18 protein-coding genes and 1 pseudogene are annotated in these 17,915 nt (G+C 68.0%); 9 read left to right on the forward strand and 10 right to left on the reverse strand.

Translation table 11 applies throughout. From position 1 onward, the window contains the following. Positions 1–1,664: 1,664 nt before the first annotated feature. Positions 1,665–2,480 (reverse strand): tetratricopeptide repeat protein, encoded by an 816-nt coding sequence (locus tag BW730_RS06480; protein WP_077685540.1) that lies wholly within the window; start codon positions 2,478–2,480, stop codon positions 1,665–1,667. 142 nt (positions 2,481–2,622) lie between these two features. Here BW730_RS06480 and pgm point away from each other — a divergent pair, with 142 nt between their 5' ends. Next, complete coding sequence (pgm, locus tag BW730_RS06485) at positions 2,623–4,251, forward strand: phosphoglucomutase (alpha-D-glucose-1,6-bisphosphate-dependent) (RefSeq protein ID WP_077685541.1); 1,629 nt, start codon at positions 2,623–2,625, stop codon at positions 4,249–4,251. 111 nt (positions 4,252–4,362) lie between these two features. On the opposite strand, the gene BW730_RS06490 is transcribed toward pgm, so the two are convergent. Next, entirely contained in the window at positions 4,363–4,926 is a 564-nt protein-coding gene (locus BW730_RS06490; RefSeq protein WP_077685542.1) for a PH domain-containing protein, read from the reverse strand. Between the two features lie 6 nt (positions 4,927–4,932). Then, positions 4,933–5,088 (reverse strand): hypothetical protein, encoded by a 156-nt coding sequence (locus BW730_RS18460; RefSeq protein ID WP_158522502.1) that lies wholly within the window; start codon positions 5,086–5,088, stop codon positions 4,933–4,935. A gap of 159 nt (positions 5,089–5,247) precedes the next feature. Between BW730_RS18460 and mce the strand changes: the two genes are divergently transcribed. The 6 genes from mce (at position 5,248) to BW730_RS06525 (ending at position 9,878) form a co-directional block, all read left to right on the forward strand. Next, the gene (gene mce, locus BW730_RS06500; protein WP_077685543.1) at positions 5,248–5,697 is read left to right on the forward strand and encodes a methylmalonyl-CoA epimerase; all 450 of its coding nucleotides are present in this window, start codon (positions 5,248–5,250) and stop codon (positions 5,695–5,697) included. 125 nt (positions 5,698–5,822) lie between these two features. After that, a complete protein-coding gene (locus BW730_RS06505) occupies positions 5,823–6,893 on the forward strand; it encodes a DivIVA domain-containing protein (RefSeq protein ID WP_077685544.1) in 1,071 nt (356 codons plus the stop codon). Beyond that, on the forward strand, positions 6,890–8,113 hold the full coding sequence (locus tag BW730_RS06510) for an AI-2E family transporter (protein ID WP_077685545.1): 1,224 nt from the start codon (positions 6,890–6,892) through the stop codon (positions 8,111–8,113). Before BW730_RS06505 ends, BW730_RS06510 begins: the two co-directional genes overlap by 4 nt. Positions 8,114–8,134: 21 nt before the next feature. Beyond that, positions 8,135–8,830 (forward strand): endonuclease NucS, encoded by a 696-nt coding sequence (nucS, locus tag BW730_RS06515; RefSeq protein ID WP_077685546.1) that lies wholly within the window; start codon positions 8,135–8,137, stop codon positions 8,828–8,830. Next, a complete protein-coding gene (locus BW730_RS06520) occupies positions 8,830–9,105 on the forward strand; it encodes a hypothetical protein (RefSeq protein WP_077685547.1) in 276 nt (91 codons plus the stop codon). The genes nucS and BW730_RS06520 overlap by 1 nt, the downstream gene beginning before the upstream one ends. After that, positions 9,102–9,878 (forward strand): alpha/beta fold hydrolase, encoded by a 777-nt coding sequence (locus tag BW730_RS06525; RefSeq protein WP_145952753.1) that lies wholly within the window; start codon positions 9,102–9,104, stop codon positions 9,876–9,878. Before BW730_RS06520 ends, BW730_RS06525 begins: the two co-directional genes overlap by 4 nt. Positions 9,879–9,888: 10 nt before the next feature. Here the strand turns inward: BW730_RS06525 and BW730_RS06530 are convergent, their stop codons facing one another. Further along, positions 9,889–10,548 (reverse strand): peptidylprolyl isomerase, encoded by a 660-nt coding sequence (locus tag BW730_RS06530; RefSeq protein WP_269466652.1) that lies wholly within the window; start codon positions 10,546–10,548, stop codon positions 9,889–9,891. A gap of 83 nt (positions 10,549–10,631) precedes the next feature. Between BW730_RS06530 and BW730_RS06535 the strand changes: the two genes are divergently transcribed. After that, positions 10,632–11,249: a cob(I)yrinic acid a,c-diamide adenosyltransferase gene (locus BW730_RS06535; protein ID WP_077685550.1), complete on the forward strand. Its 618-nt coding sequence runs from the start codon at positions 10,632–10,634 to the stop codon at positions 11,247–11,249. 18 nt (positions 11,250–11,267) lie between these two features. On the opposite strand, the gene BW730_RS06540 is transcribed toward BW730_RS06535, so the two are convergent. Beyond that, the gene (locus BW730_RS06540) at positions 11,268–12,308 is read right to left on the reverse strand and encodes a hypothetical protein (protein WP_077685551.1); all 1,041 of its coding nucleotides are present in this window, start codon (positions 12,306–12,308) and stop codon (positions 11,268–11,270) included. Here BW730_RS06540 and BW730_RS06545 point away from each other — a divergent pair. Further along, positions 12,307–12,936 carry a M23 family metallopeptidase gene (locus BW730_RS06545; RefSeq protein WP_226997111.1) on the forward strand — a complete coding sequence of 210 codons (630 nt, stop codon included), beginning with the start codon at positions 12,307–12,309 and terminating at the stop codon, positions 12,934–12,936. The genes BW730_RS06540 and BW730_RS06545 overlap by 2 nt on opposite strands. A gap of 1 nt (position 12,937) precedes the next feature. Here the strand turns inward: BW730_RS06545 and BW730_RS06550 are convergent, their stop codons facing one another. From BW730_RS06550 to atpA, 5 genes and pseudogenes are all read right to left on the reverse strand, one after another. Beyond that, positions 12,938–13,402, reverse strand: coding sequence for a DUF2550 domain-containing protein (locus BW730_RS06550; RefSeq protein ID WP_077685553.1), 465 nt, complete (start codon positions 13,400–13,402; stop codon positions 12,938–12,940). Positions 13,403–13,474: 72 nt separating this feature from the next. Next, positions 13,475–13,888, reverse strand: coding sequence for a F0F1 ATP synthase subunit epsilon (locus BW730_RS06555; protein WP_077685554.1), 414 nt, complete (start codon positions 13,886–13,888; stop codon positions 13,475–13,477). A 3-nt stretch (positions 13,889–13,891) separates the two neighbouring features. Continuing rightward, positions 13,892–15,343 (reverse strand): F0F1 ATP synthase subunit beta, encoded by a 1,452-nt coding sequence (gene atpD / locus BW730_RS06560; protein WP_077685555.1) that lies wholly within the window; start codon positions 15,341–15,343, stop codon positions 13,892–13,894. An 8-nt stretch (positions 15,344–15,351) separates the two neighbouring features. Then, positions 15,352–16,271: pseudogene (locus BW730_RS06565) on the reverse strand (F0F1 ATP synthase subunit gamma). Between the two features lie 5 nt (positions 16,272–16,276). Then, positions 16,277–17,914, reverse strand: a complete 1,638-nt coding sequence (gene atpA / locus BW730_RS06570; RefSeq protein ID WP_077685556.1) for a F0F1 ATP synthase subunit alpha — start codon at positions 17,912–17,914, stop codon at positions 16,277–16,279. Position 17,915: the final 1 nt, after the last annotated feature.

The raw sequence follows: 17,915 nt of genomic DNA on the forward strand, positions 1-17,915 counted from the left end.
TCCCACCCGAGCGACACATCGGTGCTGCGCAAGAAGGCGCATTCGCTTCCGGACCCTTCGACAGGCGCAGGAAACGGCCGCCCCGGCTGACCGGCAGGCAACCCTCCACGAGAGCGAATCGGACCCCTCGACGAGCTCGGGGAACGGTGGCAGAGTCCTCACGCACGGTAGCGAGGATTTCGACGCGCTGGTCGCCGCTCCGCGCCGCCCACCGGCTCAATCAGCCACGACCGGCCGCGGCTGACCGGGCAGACGGTCGCCCAATGCTTCCAAGAGGGCGTCACTTTCGGACGCTTGGACAAGCTCAGACGACGGCTGTAAGTCCCGGACCGCGACAGAGCGATCGCCAAGCGACGAAGCACAAACGACGCTTGGTGGCAGAAGACTCGACCACGCCACAGCGCAACGGGAGATGCCGAGAATACGGCCGTGAGCCTCCGTCGCCCCTTCTGCGCCGCATGCCCAGCCCGATCAGGCAGGAACTGGCCTCACGCCTCGTCCAACCCGACCCGAACGGGGCGACCGGGCGGCGCGCGCCGCGGTCGCGTACTCCAGGGCACGGCACCCAACCACCAGCAGAACGCGAGCAACCGGGCAGACACGGACGGGACGCCGGGCGGCCTCAACCACCCGAGCACAAGCACCCCGATGGAGTCAGCGACACGGGCGCACGGCGCCGCCCGGCTCCCGGCCGCGGCTGACCGGACAGAGGCACTCCCAGTGCTGCGCAAGAAGGCGCCTTCGCTTTCGGACCCTCCATGAGGGCCAATCGGACCCCTCGACGAGCTCGGGGAACGGTGGCCAAGTCCTCACGCAAGGTCACGAGGATTTCGACACGCTGGTCGCCGCTCCGCGCCGCCCACCGGCTCAATCAGCCACGACCGGCCGCGGCTGACCGGGCAGACGGTCGCCCAATGCTTCCAAGAGGGCGTCACTTTCGGACGCTTGGACAAGCTCAGACGACGGCTGTAAGTCCCGGACCGCGACAGAGCGATCGCCAAGCGACGAAGCACAAACGACGCTTGGTGGCAGAAGACTCGACCACGCCACAGCGCAACGGGAGATGCCGAGAATACGGCCGTGAGCCTCCGTCGCCCCTTCTGCGCCGCATGCCCAGCCCGATCAGGCAGGAACTGGCCTCACGCCTCGTCCAACCCGACCCGAACGGGGCGACCGGGCGGCGCGCGCCGCGGTCGCGTACTCCAGGGCACGGCACCCAACCACCAGCAGAACGCGAGCAACCGGGCAGACACGGACGGGACGCCGGGCGGCCTCAACCACCCGACCACAAGCACACCGACCAAGTCAGCGACACCGACCACGGCGCCGCCCGGCTCCCGGCCGCGGCTGACCGGACAGAGGCACTCCCAGTGCTGCCCAAGAAGGCGCATCCGCATTCGGACCCTCTCCATGAGGGCCAATCGGACCCCTCGACGAGCTCGGGGAACGGTGGTCAAGTCCTCACGCAAGGTCACGCGAATTTCGACACGCTGGTCGCCGCTCCGGCCGCCCACCGGCTCAATCAGCAGCGACCGGCCGCGGCTGACCGGACAGAGGTACTCCCGGTGCTGCCCAAGAAGGCGCATTCGCACTCGGACCCCTCGACAAGCTCGGGGAACGGTGCTCACGTCCCTCGGACGCTACCGACAAGCCCCGGGAGAGGCTCAGAACAGGACGGTCGCCAAGCGACGACGGGCCTTCAACACCACAGGCTCGGTGCGACCTGCGATCTCGAACAGGTCGAGGATCCGAAGCCGGATCCGCTCGCGATCCTCGGGCGTGCTGTCAGCCGCCAACCCAAGCAGGCGATCGAACGCCTCCTCGTAGCGGCCGTTGATGACCTCCAGGTCGGCAGCATCGAACTGGGCGTCGATGTCGTCAGGCTTAGCCGCCGCATCGGCGACGATGGCAGCCCCGTCGAAGCTGGCCGAGCGCTGCAGCAGCGCGGCTTGGGCGCGACCCGCCAGCACCTCAGGGTCGTGCGGGGTCTCCTTCAGGAGCGCCTCGAACTCCTCGACGGCCTTCGCGAAGTCGCCAGCCTCCAGGGCAGCGTCTGCCTTGTCAAACCGCGGGTTCACCGGGGCCCCGGCCGCCTCATCGCCCTCCGGCGCGGCCCCGGCGACCGGCTGGGCCCGACCCGTCAGGCCGTTCGCCACGGCCAACTGGGCCACCTGATCCAGCAGCGCCGAGATCTCGTCCGCGGCCATCGTGCCCTGGAACAGCGGGGCCATTTGGCCGCCGATCAGTGCGACCACCGTCGGCACGGCCTGCACGCCCAACGCCTGCGCGAACCTCGGCTCCGCGTCGACGTCGATGCGTCCCAGCAGGAAGCGGCCACCGGCGGCGTTGACGAGGCCTGCGAGCGTCGTCGACACCTCCTGGCCTGCGGGGTCCCGCTGCGAGAAGAACTCGAGGATGACCGGGTACTGCATCGACTGGGTCGCAAGGGTCTGGAAGTCCGCCTCCGTGACGCTCGTCACGAAGCCTCCGGCCGCGGGAGCGCCGCCCCCGAAAGGCTTGAGAGGTCAACGGCGCCAGGACGGTTGAAGTTCGCATCGGTCATGGGTTCTATCTTGGCCGGGAAGGGGCCCGCCTTCAACCAACGGCCATAGGATGTTGAGCATGGCACACGAGCGCGCAGGGCAGCCTGCCCAAGAATCTGATCTGATCAACGTCGACGAGGTCATCGCGGCCTACTACGACCTGATTCCCGACCCGGACAACCCGGACCAGCAGGTCGTCTTCGGAACCTCCGGCCACCGCGGCTCGAGCCTCGACACCGCATTCAACGAGGCCCACATCGCCGCCACGACTCAGGCGATCGTCGAGTACCGCGCCGCGCAGGGCACCACCGGCCCGCTGTTCATCGGCAAGGACACCCACGCGCTCTCCTCCCCCGCCTGGAAGACGGCGATCGAGGTGCTGCACGCCAACGGCGTCGAGGTGCTCGCCGAACGCGAGGACGAGTACACCCCCACCCCCGCCGTGTCGCGCGCCATCATCCGCTACAACATGGACCGTCGCGACGGCCTGGCCGACGGCATCGTCGTGACGCCGTCGCACAACCCGCCCCGCGACGGCGGCTTCAAGTACAACCCGCCAAACGGCGGCCCCGCCGACACCGACGCGACCAAGGTGATCGCGGCCCGCGCGAACGAGTTGCTCGGCGACTTCCGCTCCATCAAGCGTCACCCGTACGAGCAGATCGCGGGCGAGGTCACGCGCTACGACTACCGGACCCCGTACTGCAGCGAGTTGACGCAGGTCCTCAACCTTGACGCGATCCGCAACTCGGGCCTGCGGCACGGCGCCGACCCGATGGGCGGGGCCTCCGTGCAGTACTGGGAGTTCCTCGCCGAGCAGGGCCTGCCCATCGAGGTCGTCAACCCGGTCGTCGATCCGACGTGGCGGTTCATGACGCTCGATACCGACGGCAAGATCCGGATGGACTGCTCCTCCCCCAACGCGATGGCCTCCCTGGTTCGGCAGCGCGGCGCCTATTCGCTCGCGACGGGCAACGACGCCGACTCCGACCGGCACGGCATCGTGACCCCCGACGCGGGCCTGATGAACCCCAATGCCTACCTGGCGGTCGCCATCAACTACCTGTTCGCGAACCGTCCCGGCTGGTCGCCCGAGGCTGGCGTCGGCAAGACGCTCGTGTCGAGTTCGCTGATCGACAAGGTGGCGGCGAAGCTGGGTCGACGCCTCGTCGAGGTCCCCGTCGGGTTCAAGTGGTTCGTGCCGGGCCTGACGGACGGGTCGATCGGCTTCGGCGGCGAGGAGTCCGCCGGCGCCTCGTTCCTGACGATGGCTGGCACCACCTGGACGACCGACAAGGACGGCATCCTGCTCGCCCTGCTGGCCTCCGAGATCCTGGCGGTCACGGGCACGACCCCGAGCCAGCACTACGCGGACCTGGAGGCCGAGTTCGGCAGGTCCTACTACGCGCGGGTCGACGCCGACGCCAACCGCGACCAGAAGGCCCGCCTGTCGAAGCTGAGTTCCGAGGACGTCACCGTCACGGAACTCGCGGGTGAGCCGATCACGGCGGTCCTGTCGCACGCCCCCGGTAACGACGCGGCGATCGGCGGCATCAAGGTGACCACCGACAACGCCTGGTTCGCGGCCCGCCCCTCCGGCACCGAGGACAAGTACAAGATCTACGCCGAGTCTCTCAAGAGCGCCGAACACCTCGCCGAGGTGCAGGCGGCGGCCAAGACGCTCGTCGACGCGGCCCTGAACGCCTGACGAGAGATCGGGGGCGCGTCCGACACCAACGAACAGGACGCAGACAGGCAGAGAGGCGGCGGTCCCTTCGGGGGCCGCCGCCTTCGCGTGTTCAGACTCGTTATGGCGCGACTAGGTGCCGTCCTCCTCGGTGCCGTCCTCGTCGACGGCCCACCGCTCGACCTGCATGGTCTGACGCAGGCCGGAGAGTTGGATGACACGCTGGATGGTCAGGTCCCGCTGCTCGGGGTGCCCGACGTAGCGGATGTCGCGAAGGCCCTGGTCCTGCGCTGCGGACTCGAAGACGAAGTGCCCGTACCCGCACAACTGCCCCATCAGGGGGCGCATCATCGAGATGTCGAGGATCCGGCTCATCGGCATCGTGGCCAGGTGCGTGTTGAACACCCCGTGCACCCGGAACACCCGCATGTTGGTGATCACGAAGCGGTCCATGAACGCGACGTGCACCTTCCAGATCCCCAGCGCGAGGCAGGCGAGCCCCAGCGCCATGGGCACCCAGAAGAGTCCCTTGAGCGGGATCATGGCGATGAACAGCGGGATGCTGAGCGCGATCAGGCAGTGCCACCCGAAGGTCGCGGCCCAGTGTTTGCGGACCTCGTCGATGACGACCTCGCCCTCGACGGTGAGCAGGTGTGCCTCGATGTCGGGCTCCAGGAGTCGCCCCAGGAGGCTCACGACGCGCTACCCGGCGAGGCTGGTGAAGAAGCGACCGATCGACTCGAAGGCGCCCAGGAAGGTGCGCACAGCCTCCGCCGCTGCCTCCGGTCGCGTGAACAGATAGAACAACACGAACGCGACAACGAGCACAAGCAGGATCTTCTTGATCCAATTACCCACGACGGTCCTCCTCGCGTAGTTCGTGATCAAGTGTGCACGACGGCGCAACCACAGCAGTGACCGACGCGCCGAAGCGGGCCGATCGGGCCAACCTGTCACCCGTCACGATTCCGCCACCCCGCCCAGCCCCACAAAAGGGGGTGTGGGAAGCTTGGACACATGGAGAATTCAGATCTTTTCATCTGCATCGATCACGTCGGCCTTGCCGTCCCCGACCTGGACGAGGCCATCAAGTTCCATAGCGAGGTCTTCGGGTGGCGCGAACTGCACCGCGAGATCAACGAGGAGCAGGGCGTCGCCGAGGCGATGATCGGCACCGGCGAGCAGGGCGAGGAGAACGCCAAGATCCAGCTTCTCGCGCCGCTCAACGAGAACTCGACGATCGCCAAGTTCCTCGACCGCAACGGCCCCGGCATGCAGCAGCTTGCCTACCGCGTCGCGGACCTTGACCACGTCTCCGAGGTGCTGCGCGAGCGCGGCATGCGTCTGCTGTTCCCCGAGGCCAAGCGTGGCACCGGCGGCTCGCGCATCAACTTCGTGCACCCCAAGGACGCCCGTGGCGTGCTGCTCGAGCTCGTCGAGCTCCCCAAGGAGCCCGCGGAGCACTGATCCGCGACCTCTGACGACGTCCGGGGCGGGATGGCACGAGGCCGTCCCGCCCCGGCCGTGTTTCCAGCGTCAATCTGGCAGACGGAGCGACTAGGCTCGGCTGCAGGAGACCGAAAGGACCGCTCGTGACTGACTCGAATCGCGATCTCGACACGGAAGAGACCGGCCTGAACCTCTTTGAGGACAGCGCTTCCGCGGCTGGGAACTTCCCCCACGCGATGCTCGGCTACGACAGACACTCGGTGGACAGCTACGTCCGCGAGGTCGAGGCGAAGGTGACGCAACTGAAGATGCAGTTGCGCGAGTCCTCCCGCGAGGTCGAGTACGTCCGGAGCGAGGTCGGCACCACCGACTTCACCCGCCTCGGCGCCCACGCCACCGGCCTGCTGAAGGCCGCGGAGGCGCAGGCGGGCGACCTGATCGACAAGGCGCAACACGAGTCGGAGCGGATCAAGACCGAGGCCCGCCGCACCGCATCGGCGCTGCGCGAGGCGGCGCAGCAGGAGGCCGACGACGTCCGGCTGACCGGCCTGTCCGGGCTGCGGCAACTGCGCCAGGAGCAGGCGGATGCGGGCGCGGCGGCGCTCGAGAAGGCCCGCCGCGACGCGGACATGATGATCGCCGACGCCAAGCAGCGAGCCAAGTCCATCGTCGACGCCGCCAACCAGAAGAGCGACGCTCTCCTGGAGACGGCGAGGGTCGAGGGCCTGCGGCGCGAGCAGGAGGCCGAGCGTAAGGCCACCGAGATCATCGCAACGGCGCAGAAGTCCTCCGAGGACTCCCTCACGAAGACCCTTGCCACGGCCAAGGCGGCAGAGGACTCCATCACGGAGCGCCTCGCGCAGGCCGAGAAGGAGGTCGAGGCCGCCGCGGCACGCGCGAAGGAGTCGTCGGACGAAGCCGCCACGATCCGCACCGACGCCGTCAAGCAGGCCGAGGAGATCCGGCTCGCGGCGACCCGCCAGTCCGAGGACACCCTGACGGCGATGCGTGAACGGGCCCGCGACCAGGAGACCGACCTGGAGGAGCGCATCGCCTGGCGCAAGGAGCAGTTAACCCGTGAGATCGCCTCGCTCGAGGCACGCCGCTCCAACGCGCTCGGCCAACTCAACAACCTGCGTGCCCTCGCCGAGGAGTCCGGCGCGCAGTTCAGCGAAGACCCGACAACGGTGATCACCCGCGACGAGGAAAAGTGAGCGACGAGGACCCCGGCACGGACTCCCCTGCGGAGTCACTCCCCGAAAAGGCTCCCAAGAAGCGGCCCCGTTTTCGTAGCGGGGCCGCTCGGGTACTCGGGGGCGCAGCGCGGAGGGCAGGAAAGCTGCTGGCGCCCGAACCGGAGGTCCGGATCGAGCCCGTTCCGCCCGCCGAACCGCTGCCCCCGGAACAGAAGTCGCCCTCCCCCTTCGCCGTCGGATTCCTCGGCGCGGTCGGCGTACTGGTGGCGCTTGCGCTCGCTCAGGCGATCCTGACCGTCCAGAGCGTCCTGATCCTCGTCGTGCTTGCAATGTTCCTGGCCCTTGGGCTGAACCCAGCCGTCGAGTTCTTCACCAGGCGACGCGTCCCCCGCGGCTTCGCCGTCACGATCGTCACCCTCGCGCTGCTCGGCGTGATCGCGCTCGGGCTGACGGCGCTCGTGCCGGTGCTGACCGAGCAGACCACCCAGTTGACCCGCAACCTGCCGGGCCTGCTGCAGAACCTCGCCGACCACCCGCAACTGCGCGAGTTCGAGGAGCGCTACCAGATCGTCGAGAAGATCGAGTCGTTCATCACGTCCGGGAGCCTGATCAACAACCTCTTCGGCGGCCTGATGGGCGCTGGGAAACTGGTGGCCAACCTGGTCTTCTCGGTCATCGTCACCCTGGTGCTCACCATCTACTTCCTCGCCTCCCTCCCCGCCATCAAGGAGACCATCTACGCCTTCGCGCCGGCGAGCAAGCGCCCCCGCGCCCGCTACCTGGCAGACGAGATCTTCCGCGGCGTGTCCGGCTACATCACCGGCATGTTCGTGATCGTCGCGGTCGCGTCCCTGTGCTCCTTCGTCTTCATGAACATCGCTGGCCTGGGCTCCTACTCGCTCGCGCTTGGCTTCGTCGTCGCGATGTTCTGCTTCATCCCGCTGGTCGGATCGTCGCTTGCGATGGTCTCGGTCGCCCTCGTCGGCTTCGCGGTCGATCCCAACATCGGCATCGCCACGATCATCTACTTCCTGATCTACCAGCAGTTCGACGCCTACGTGCTCTACCCCAACGTGATGAAGCGAACCGTCAAGGTGCCGGGCGCCCTCGTCGTGCTGTCTGCGATCATCGGCGGCATGCTGTTCGGCGTGATCGGGGCGGTGATCGCCATCCCCACGACGGCCGCCGTCCTGCTGCTGTACCGCGAGATGGTGCGTCCCGCTTTGGACGCTTCCTGAGCGCGAAGGTAGGTTGTTCGGGTGCGTTTGGTGATTGCTCAATGTCAGGTCGACTATGTGGGTCGGCTGACCGCCCATCTCCCCATGGCCACGCGACTGATCCTCGTGAAGGCCGACGGGTCGGTGTCGGTGCACGCCGATGACCGCGCATACAAGCCACTGAACTGGATGAGCCCGCCCTGCACGCTCAGCGTCACCGAACCGGACGCGGAGGCCGTCGAGGCGCTCGGCGTGACCGAGGTGTGGCAGGTGAAGTCAAAGGACGGCGACACGCTGCGGATCTCGCTCGCCGAGGTGCTGCACGACACCGCCCACGAACTGGGCATCGACCCAGGCCTCCAGAAGGACGGCGTCGAGGCTCACCTGCAGGTGCTGCTCGCCGAGCACCCGGCGACGCTGGGTGACGGGCTCGCGCTGGTGCAGCGCGAGTATCTGACGCCGATCGGCCCGGTCGACCTGCTGCTGCGCGACACCGCAGGCCACTACGTCGCGGTCGAGGTCAAGCGCCGCGGCGAGATCGACGGCGTCGAGCAGTTGACGCGCTACCTGGAGTTGATGAACCGGGACCCGGCTCTGGCGCCCGTGCGGGGCATCTTCGCGGGGCAGCAGATCAAGCCCCAGGCGCGCACCCTCGCCGTCGACCGGGGCATCGAATGCCGGCTGATCGACTATGACGCGCTGCGCGGCATGGACAACGCCGACGAGCGGCTGTTCTGATGGCCAAGCGCCCCTCCAAACACCTGCGCGCCCCACGGCCGCTGCTGGCGGGCGGGTCGCAGCGGCGCGTCCGAAAGGGCGGCGTCGACTACATCGTCCGCGACGTCCCGGCGGCACGCTCGGAGAAGGAGTACCGCTGCCCTGGCTGCTCGCAGCGCGTGGCCCCCGGCACCGCGCATGTGGTCGTGTGGCCCGCAGCGCCTCCGCTCGGCAACGACTCCGGCCTTGAGGTCCGCAGGCATTGGCACTCGCACTGTTGGAGCGTCGCGTCGTGAACCTGTACGAGGTCGTCATCGGCTCTGGGCCGCGTCAGGTCGTCTTCCTGCACGGGCTGTTCGGGCAGGGCAAGAACTTCTCATCCGTGGCGACGGCGCTTGCCGACGTCGCGACGTCGCACCTGGTCGACCTGCCCAACCACGGCCGCTCGCCGTGGACGGAGGAGTTCGACCTCGACGCGCAGGCCGACCTCGTCGCCGACTGGATCGCCGAGCGCTTCGACGCTCCGGTCGCGCTGATCGGGCATTCGCTGGGCGGCAAGATCGCCATGCGGGTTGCGCTGCGTCGGCCGGAACTGATCGATCGGCTGATGGTGGTCGACATCTCCCCGGCACGCAACGAGGCCGCGCAGTCGTTCGCCGCGTTGGTCGCCGCGCTGCGCCACCTCGACATCGACCATATCAAGAGCCGCACCGAGGCCGAACTGCTGCTCACCGACGAGATCCCCGACGAGGTCGTGCGGCGCTTCCTGCTGCAGAACCTCAGACACAAGGGTCAGCACTGGTCCTGGGCCGCCAACCTGGACCTGCTCGGCGACTCGCTGCACGAGGTCGGCGGATGGCGCAGCATCGACGCAAGCTTCGAGGGCCCGGTGTTCTGGGTCACTGGCGGCCTCTCGCCCTACGTCCAGCCCGAGCATGTGCCGATCATGCGGCAACTGTTCCCGCGGATGTTCCAGATCACGCTGAAGCGCGCCGGCCACTGGGTGCACGCCGACGACCCCGAGGCATTCCTGGTGGTCTGCCGACGCTTCCTCACCGACACCCGCTAGCCGGCGGAGGTCAGCCGAGGGAGACGGACTCGATCTTGGCCTCGGCGATCGGGGAGGTCTTGTCGCCCGCGTCGACGCCCTGCGAGGCGATCCCGCCGACGACGTCGATTCCCGCCTGGTCCATGGTCCCGAACACCGTGTAGTCCGGGTCGAGTTGGCTGTCGGCGTAGACGAGGAAGAACTGCGAGCCGCCGGTGTCCTTCGAGCCGCGGTTGGCCATCGCGACGGTGCCGGCCGGGTAGGTCAGCGACGGGTCGACCTCGTCGGGGATCGTGTAACCGGGGCCTCCTGTGCCGGTGGCGCTGGGGTCGCCGCACTGCAGCACGAAGATGCCGTAGTCGGTCAGGCGGTGGCACACGGTGTCGTCGAAGTAGCCCTGCTCGGCAAGCGAGACGAACGAGTTGACGGTGCACGGCGCCTTCGCGCGGTCCATCGTGATGGGGATCTCGCCCGCGGTGAGCTTCAGGGTGACGGTGACGACGCCCTCCTTGGGCGCAGTGGCCGCAGGCGGGTCGACGGCGCGGGCGGGCGAGCCCTCCGACGGGTAGGAGCATTCGACCATCCCTGCCGGCACCTCGCCTCCCGCTGCGGACTTGTTCGCGTCGCTGCAGGCGCTGAGGCCAAGCAGGGTGACGGCGGCCATGATGAGGGGGAAGGCTCGTTTCTGCACGCCCCAACTCTTTCACACCGACGACCTCGTAGCGGGGCGGGACTCGCCAGCCCCAGGGCATCGCAGCCACTAGATTGGACGACATGGTCACTCTCTCCAAGATCTACACCCGCACCGGCGACGCAGGCACGACCCGACTCTCCGACAACTCGGAGGTCGCAAAGACCGACCTGCGGGTCGAGGCCTACGGCCACACCGACGAGGCCAACGCGGCGATCGGGGTCGCCGTCGCGCTCGGCGGCCTGCCCGACCGCGTGGTCGAGATGCTCGCGCTGATCCGCAACGAGATCTTCGACGTCGGCGCCGACCTGTCGACGCCAAAGGACCCCGCGCCCAAGTGGCCGCCGCTGCGCATCGAGCAGCACTGCATCGACCGACTTGAGGCCTACTGCGACGAGTTGCAGGAGGACCTGCCGGTGCTGCGTAGCTTCATCCTGCCGGGAGGCACCCCCGCGGGTGCCCAACTGCACGTCGCCCGCACCATCACGCGCAGGGCGGAGCGGGCCGCGTGGCGCTGCTACGAGGAGTTCGGCACCGACGAGGACGGCGGCATCAACCTGCTGGCGATCACATACCTCAACCGCCTCTCCGATCTGCTGTTCATCATGAGCCGCGCCGCCAACGGCACCGAGTCGGAGGTGCTGTGGGTTCAAGGCACCGACCGCGAGAGGCCGGCAAAGCGGGCCGCCGCCGCCGAGTGAGGACGCGCTCCGCAGGTCTCAGCCGCGCGCGGTCATCAGCGAGTCGACCCGATCCGCCACGTCGGCGGGGCTGAGGAGCGTGGTGTCGACGATCTCCGCCCCGGCGTCGAGCCAGGCGCGGGCCGCCTCGTAACGGTCGATCGAGTCGAGCCGCCACGGGGCCGCCTCCGATTCGCTCTCGTCCTCCCGGATCCGGCGCTCCAGTTCGGCGCGGTCGGCGTGCAGCACCAGGTGCCGCTGCCCGATGCCCGCAAGGGAGACCCCTGCGAAGATCTCGCCCGCCCACTCCCGGTTCAGCAGGCTGATGGGGCACACCAGGTCACAGTCGTAGTGCTCGACCAGTTGGATCGCCGTCTCGGCCACCAGCGCCCTCCATGGACGCAGCGACTGATAGTCGCGGACAGGTTCGGGGATCAACCGCCGCACCAGGGTGCCGATCAGTTCGGGATCGAACACGCGACGGTCCAAGCGCGCAAGGGCGGCGGCCAGTGCCGTCTTCCCGACGCCGAAGGGGCCGTTGATCCACCAGATCGTCCGCCCGGCGCCCTGCTGCGCGGAGGCCGTCGCGGCGGGTGGCGAAGGGGCCGCGGATTGCAATTGCAGCGGGGTGCGACCGGTGGAGCCCGACAACTGCAGGCCCGCCTGCTTGGCGATCTCCACCCCGAGGCCGTCGAGGGAGTTGGCGAGCACGTAGCCATCGACGTCGGCCGAGAGCGCGTCATGGATCGGGCCGCGGTGATCGAGGCCCGAGTCGAGGTCGAACACCTCCGAGACCACGATCCGGGCGGTGGGGAACATCAACCGGAACTGCCCGAGGGCCAGGTCGCTGACGCGCGGCGTGATGACGACGTTGGCCGACTCCGGTGCGACCCGGACGTCGAGCACCACGAAGTCCGACCCGAGCAGCGCGCCGAGCCGGGCGCGCATCGACTCGTCGAGCTTGATGGCCGAGGCGACGACGACGGGTCCGGGATGCGCTTCCACCGTCCCATCGAACCATCGACCGGGGTCCTTGGTCGGGAACCACGCCAGGCACGGATGCGCGAGGATGGATGCCATGGACTCCCCCGTCGCCCTGCGCTTCCCGTTCACCGGGCGGTGGCGCGTCGAGAACAGCCCTGCCCGGCGGGTGCCGAGCCACGGGACGGAGCTGTTCGGCACCGCGTACGCGATCGACTTCGTCCGGGTCGACGACCGCGGCAGGTCAGCGCCACGGACGCTGCGCTCGCTCCTGGCGACCGAGCCACCCGAGCGGTTCGTGGGCTTCGGCTCCCCGATCCTGGCGCCTCTCGCGGGCGAGGTGGTGCTCACCCACGACGGCGAGCCGGATCACGACGCCTACCGCTCGTTCCGCGCCCAACTCGGGTACGCCGCAACCCAGGCCGCGCGGGTCAGGAGGGGCGCCTCAGCCGTCGCGGGCAACCACGTGGTGATCCGCTCCGGCGACGTGTACGTGCTGCTCGCGCACCTGCAGCGCGGCTCGCTCGCGGTCGGGGAGGGCCAGATCCTGGTTCCTGGCCAGACGATCGGGGCGTGCGGCAACTCCGGCAACAGCACCGAACCGCACGTCCACGTCCAAGCCACCGACGGCATCGACTGGGCGCGGTGCCGCGCGCTCCCCATCGCGTTCCAGCGAAGGGACGAGGCACCATGGCTGCCCGCCGAGAGAGATGTGGTCGAGGCCTAGCTCAATTGGGGTTCGGCGAGTCCGCGCTGCCCGGCAGATAGTGGCTGCCGGGAGGAGCCGACTCGAGCCAACTCATCAACGCCAGGGCCTCGTCGCTCGCCATCGACAGCGCGCTGGTCGACCCGGTCGCCTTGTCGCGGAGCGTCACGATGAGCGAGCCCTCGAACAGCGCGATCGCCTCGAGCCCCTGTGGGGTGCGCTGATGCACGTAGGTCGTGCCGACGCGCGGGAAGACGTGTTTGGGCCTCAGGCTGAGCGAGAACGCCCGGAACCACTCCAACTGCTCGCGCCGGTACCGTGCGACCCCCAGCACCCAGGCCGGCCCGGGGGCGTCTGGCAACTGGTACGCACAATCAAAAAGGCCGCCCTGGCCAGTGAGCCAGCGGCGGCGGAGATAGAGGGCGACGAAGGGCAGCATCACGACAGCGACGACGATGATCGTCACGATCACGATCTGCCACGGCATGTTCCCTCACACCTCCCTTGCATATGATGCGCTCAGGGCAGCCCCGAAGGGACCGCCCTGAGCAAAATGAGATCAGTTTGTGTTCTTCACAGACTCGCCTGCCCTGATCTGCGCCTGCAGGATCCGTAGATGATGAAGCTCATCGTCGTCTGCTTCGCCCTTGAGGGCCTTGTCCTCAAGCGTGGACGCCTGCTTGCGGGCCAGATCGAGGCTGACCTCCTGCCCGGGCTGAGCCATCTGGCTCAACACGGACACGTGACCGTGGGCCACGGAGATGAAGCCACCGTCGATCGCGATCGACTCGCTGCGTCCATCTGCCGTGACGACCTCCACGACCCCTGGCACCAGGAGCGCGAGCAGCGGCTCGTGGCCCGGCAGGATGCCGATGTCGCCCTCGACGGTGCGTGCGATGACGTTGATGGCGTCGCCGGACCAGACGACCCGGTCGGCGGAGACCACCTCAACTTCCAGCGGGGGACGCTCCATGGATCAGAGTTCCTTCTGGATCTTGTCCCACGCGGCCATCACGTCGTCCATGCCGCCGACGTTGAAGAACGCCTGCTCGGCGATGTGATCGACATCGCCGCGGCAGATCATCTGGAAGCCCTCGATGGTGTCGGCCAGCGCGACGGTCGAACCCGGCACGTTGGTGAACTTCTCCGCGGTGTAGGTGTTCTGCGACAGGAACTGCTGGATGCGACGCGCCCGGTTCACGATGATCTTGTCCTCTTCGGAAAGCTCGTCGATACCCAGGATGGCGATGATGTCCTGGAGTTCCTTGTTGCGCTGCAGGATCTGCTTCACGCGCACCGCGGTGTCGTAGTGCTCCTGACCGATGTACTGCGGGTCGAGGATGCGGCTCGACGACGACAGCGGGTCGACCGCCGGGTAGAGGCCACGCGAGGCGATCTCACGCGACAGTTCCGTCGTCGCGTCGAGGTGGGCGAACGTCGTGGCGGGGGCCGGGTCGGTGTAGTCGTCCGCAGGCACGTAGATGGCCTGCATCGACGTGATGGCGTGACCCTTGGTCGACGTGATCCGCTCCTGCAACTGGCCCATCTCGTCGGCCAGGTTGGGCTGGTAGCCCACGGCGGACGGCATGCGGCCGAGCAGCGTCGAGACCTCCGAGCCGGCCTGCGTGAAGCGGAAGATGTTGTCGATGAACAGGAGCACGTCCTGGTTCTCGACGTCGCGGAAGTACTCCGCCATCGTCAACGCAGACAGGGCGACGCGGAGACGGGTGCCCGGGGGCTCGTCCATCTGGCCGAAGACGAGCGCGGTGTCCTTGAGGACGCCCGCCTCCTCCATCTCGTTGATGAGGTCGTTGCCCTCACGGGTGCGCTCCCCCACGCCCGCGAACACCGAGGTGCCGCCGAAGTTGTGGGCGATGCGGTAGATCATCTCCTGGATGAGCACCGTCTTGCCGACGCCTGCGCCGCCGAAGAGGCCGATCTTTCCGCCCTTGACGTAGGGCGTGAGCAGGTCGAGGACCTTGATGCCGGTCTCGAGCATCTCGGTGCGGGGCTCGAGCGCGTCGAACTTCGGGGCGGGACGGTGGATCGGCCAGCGCTCGGTGATCTCGAGGGAAGCGGGGTCGGCGTTGAGGACGTCCCCGGTCACGTTCCAGACGTGCCCCTTCGTGACGAGGCCGACGGGCACCGAGATGGGGGCGCCGGTGTCGCGCACCTCAGAGCCACGACGCATGCCGTCGGTGGGCTTCAGCGCGATGGCGCGGACCATCGAGTCGCCGACCTGCAGCGCGACCTCGAGCGTCATGGTCAACTTCTCGCCCATGATCTCGGTGTCCACGAGCAGCGCGTTGCCGATCGCGGGAATCTGGTCGGCCGCGAACTCGACGTCCACGACGGGGCCGATGACGCGGGCGACGCGGCCGACACCACCGGTGGTGGCCGGCTGCGTCTCGTTCAGAGTTGCAGTCATGTGTTTCCTCATTCGTTTCCGGCAGATTCGGCCAGCGCCGACGCGCCACCGACGATTTCAGTGATTTCTTGGGTGATCTCCGCCTGGCGGGCCTGGTTGGCCTCGCGGGTCAGGTCCTCGATCAGGGTCTGGGCGTTGTCGGTCGCCGACTTCATGGCGCGCTGACGGCTTGCCAGTTCGGATGCCGACGCCTGCAGAAGGGCCGTGTGGATGCGGTTGGCGACGAACATGGGCAGCAGTTCGTCAAGCACCGTCGCGGCGTCCGGCTCGAAGTCGTAGTACGGAAGCACCTCGCCGTTGCCATTGCCATTGCGGCCGTTGGCGGGGCATCCTCGACGACGAGCGGGAGCAGGCGCACCGCGGTCGCCGTCTGCGTCAGCATGGACACGAACCTGGTCGTGACGATGTGCAACTGGTCGACGCCGCCCTCCTCCGTCGGGAGCAGGAACTTGGCCAACAGCACGTCGGCGATCTCCCTGGCGTGCGCGTACTGGGGACGATCCGAGAACCCGGTCCAGGACTGCTCGACCGGGCGCTTGCGGAAGTCGAAGTACGCGAGGCCCTTCTGGCCGGTGATGTACTGGACGACCTCCTGGCCCTCCTCCGCCAACTTCGCGTGCAACTGCTCGCCCGCCTTGATGACGTTTGCCGAGTAGGCGCCTGCGAGCCCACGATCAGAGGTGATCAGCAGGATCGCCGAACGCTTCGGGTTCTCGACGTCGGTGAGGAGCGGGTGTTCCAGATCGTGCACGCTTGCAAGGGCCGAGACGGCCTTGGTCAGCTCACGGGTGTACGGCGTCGCGGCTCGGACGGCCTGCTGGGCCTTCACGATCCGCGAGGCAGCGATCAGCTCCATGGCACGGGTGATCTTCTTCGTGGTCGAAACACTCTTTCGACGCTGTCGAAGCTCGCGCAGACTGCTAGCCATCTGGACTAACCCCGCTTCTGGCGGACGATCGTCTCCTGGCCGATTTCCTCGTCCTCAAGCGGAGTGTGGTCCTCGCGACCGACGAGGAGCTTGCCCTCGGAGGTGCGGAAGATCTTCTTGAACTCGCCGATCGCGGTCACGGTGGCGTCCTTGCGGTCGTCGCCGAAGAGGAAGTCGCCCGCGATGCCCTGCAGCACGTCGGAGTTGTGCCGCAGGTAGTCCAGGAACTCCTGCTCGAAGCGGAGGGTGTCGTCGACCGGAACGTCGTCGAAGTGACCCTCGACGCCCGACCACACGCTGACGACCTGATCCTCGACCGAGTAGGGCGCGTACTGGCCCTGACGCAGCAGTTCGGTCAGACGCGCGCCGCGCTCGAGCTGACGCCGGGTGGCGGCATCGAGATCGGAGGCGAACATGGCGAAAGCCTGCATGTCGCGGTACTGCGCGAGGCTCAGCTTGAGCGAGCCGGAGACCTGCTTCATGGCCTTGACCTGTGCGGCGCCGCCGACTCGGGACACCGAGACGCCGACGTCGACCGCGGGGCGCTGGTTGGCGTTGAACAGGTCGGACTGCAGGAAGATCTGGCCGTCGGTGATCGAGATCACGTTGGTCGGAATGTAGGCCGACACGTCGTTCGCCTTGGTCTCGATGATCGGCAGGCCGGTCATCGAGCCGGCACCCAGCTCGTCGGAGAGCTTGGCGCAGCGCTCGAGAAGGCGGGAGTGGAGGTAGAAGACGTCGCCGGGGTACGCCTCGCGGCCCGGAGGGCGACGCAGCAGCAGCGACATGGCGCGGTACGCCTCCGCCTGCTTGGTGAGGTCGTCGAACACGATAAGGACGTGCTTGCCCTGGTACATCCAGTGCTGGCCGATGGCCGAGCCGGAGTAGGGGGCGATGTACTTGAAGCCCGCGGGATCGGAGGCGGGAGCGTGCACGATCGTCGTGTACTCCAAGGCGCCCGCATCCTCAAGGGTGCTTCGCACCTCTGCGATGGTCGAGCCCTTCTGGCCGATGGCGACGTAGATGCAGCGGACCTGCTTCTTCGGGTCGCCGGAGGCCCAGTTCGCCTTCTGGTTGATGATCGTGTCGATCGCAATGGCGGTCTTGCCTGTCTTGCGGTCGCCGATGATGAGCTGACGCTGGCCGCGGCCGATCGGGATCATGGCGTCGATGGCCTTGAGGCCGGTCTGCAGGGGTTCGCGGACCTCCTGACGGTCCATCACGCCTGCGGCCTGCAGCTCGAGCGCGCGGCGTCCCTCGATGCCGCTGATCTCGCCGAGGCCGTCGATCGGGGTGCCCATGGCATCGACGACGCGACCCAGGTAGCCCTCGCCGACAGGGACCGACAGGACGTCGCCCGTGCCGTGCACGGTCGAGCCCTCGTCGATGCCCTCGGAGTCGCCGAGGACGACGACGCCGATCTCACGCTCGTCCAGGTTCAGTGCGATGCCCTGAGTGCCGTTCTCGAAGCGGAGCAGCTCGTTGGCCATCGCAGAGGGAAGGCCCTCGACCCGGGCGATGCCGTCGCCCGAGCTGACGACCGTGCCGACCTCGGTGCGCTCGGCGCCCTGCGGGTCGTAGGCCTGGACGAATTCGTCCAGCGCGCTGCGGATCTCGTCTGGACTGATGGTGAGTTCAGCCATT

The organism is Tessaracoccus aquimaris, assembly GCF_001997345.1.
GTDB lineage: Bacteria > Actinomycetota > Actinomycetes > Propionibacteriales > Propionibacteriaceae > Arachnia > Arachnia aquimaris.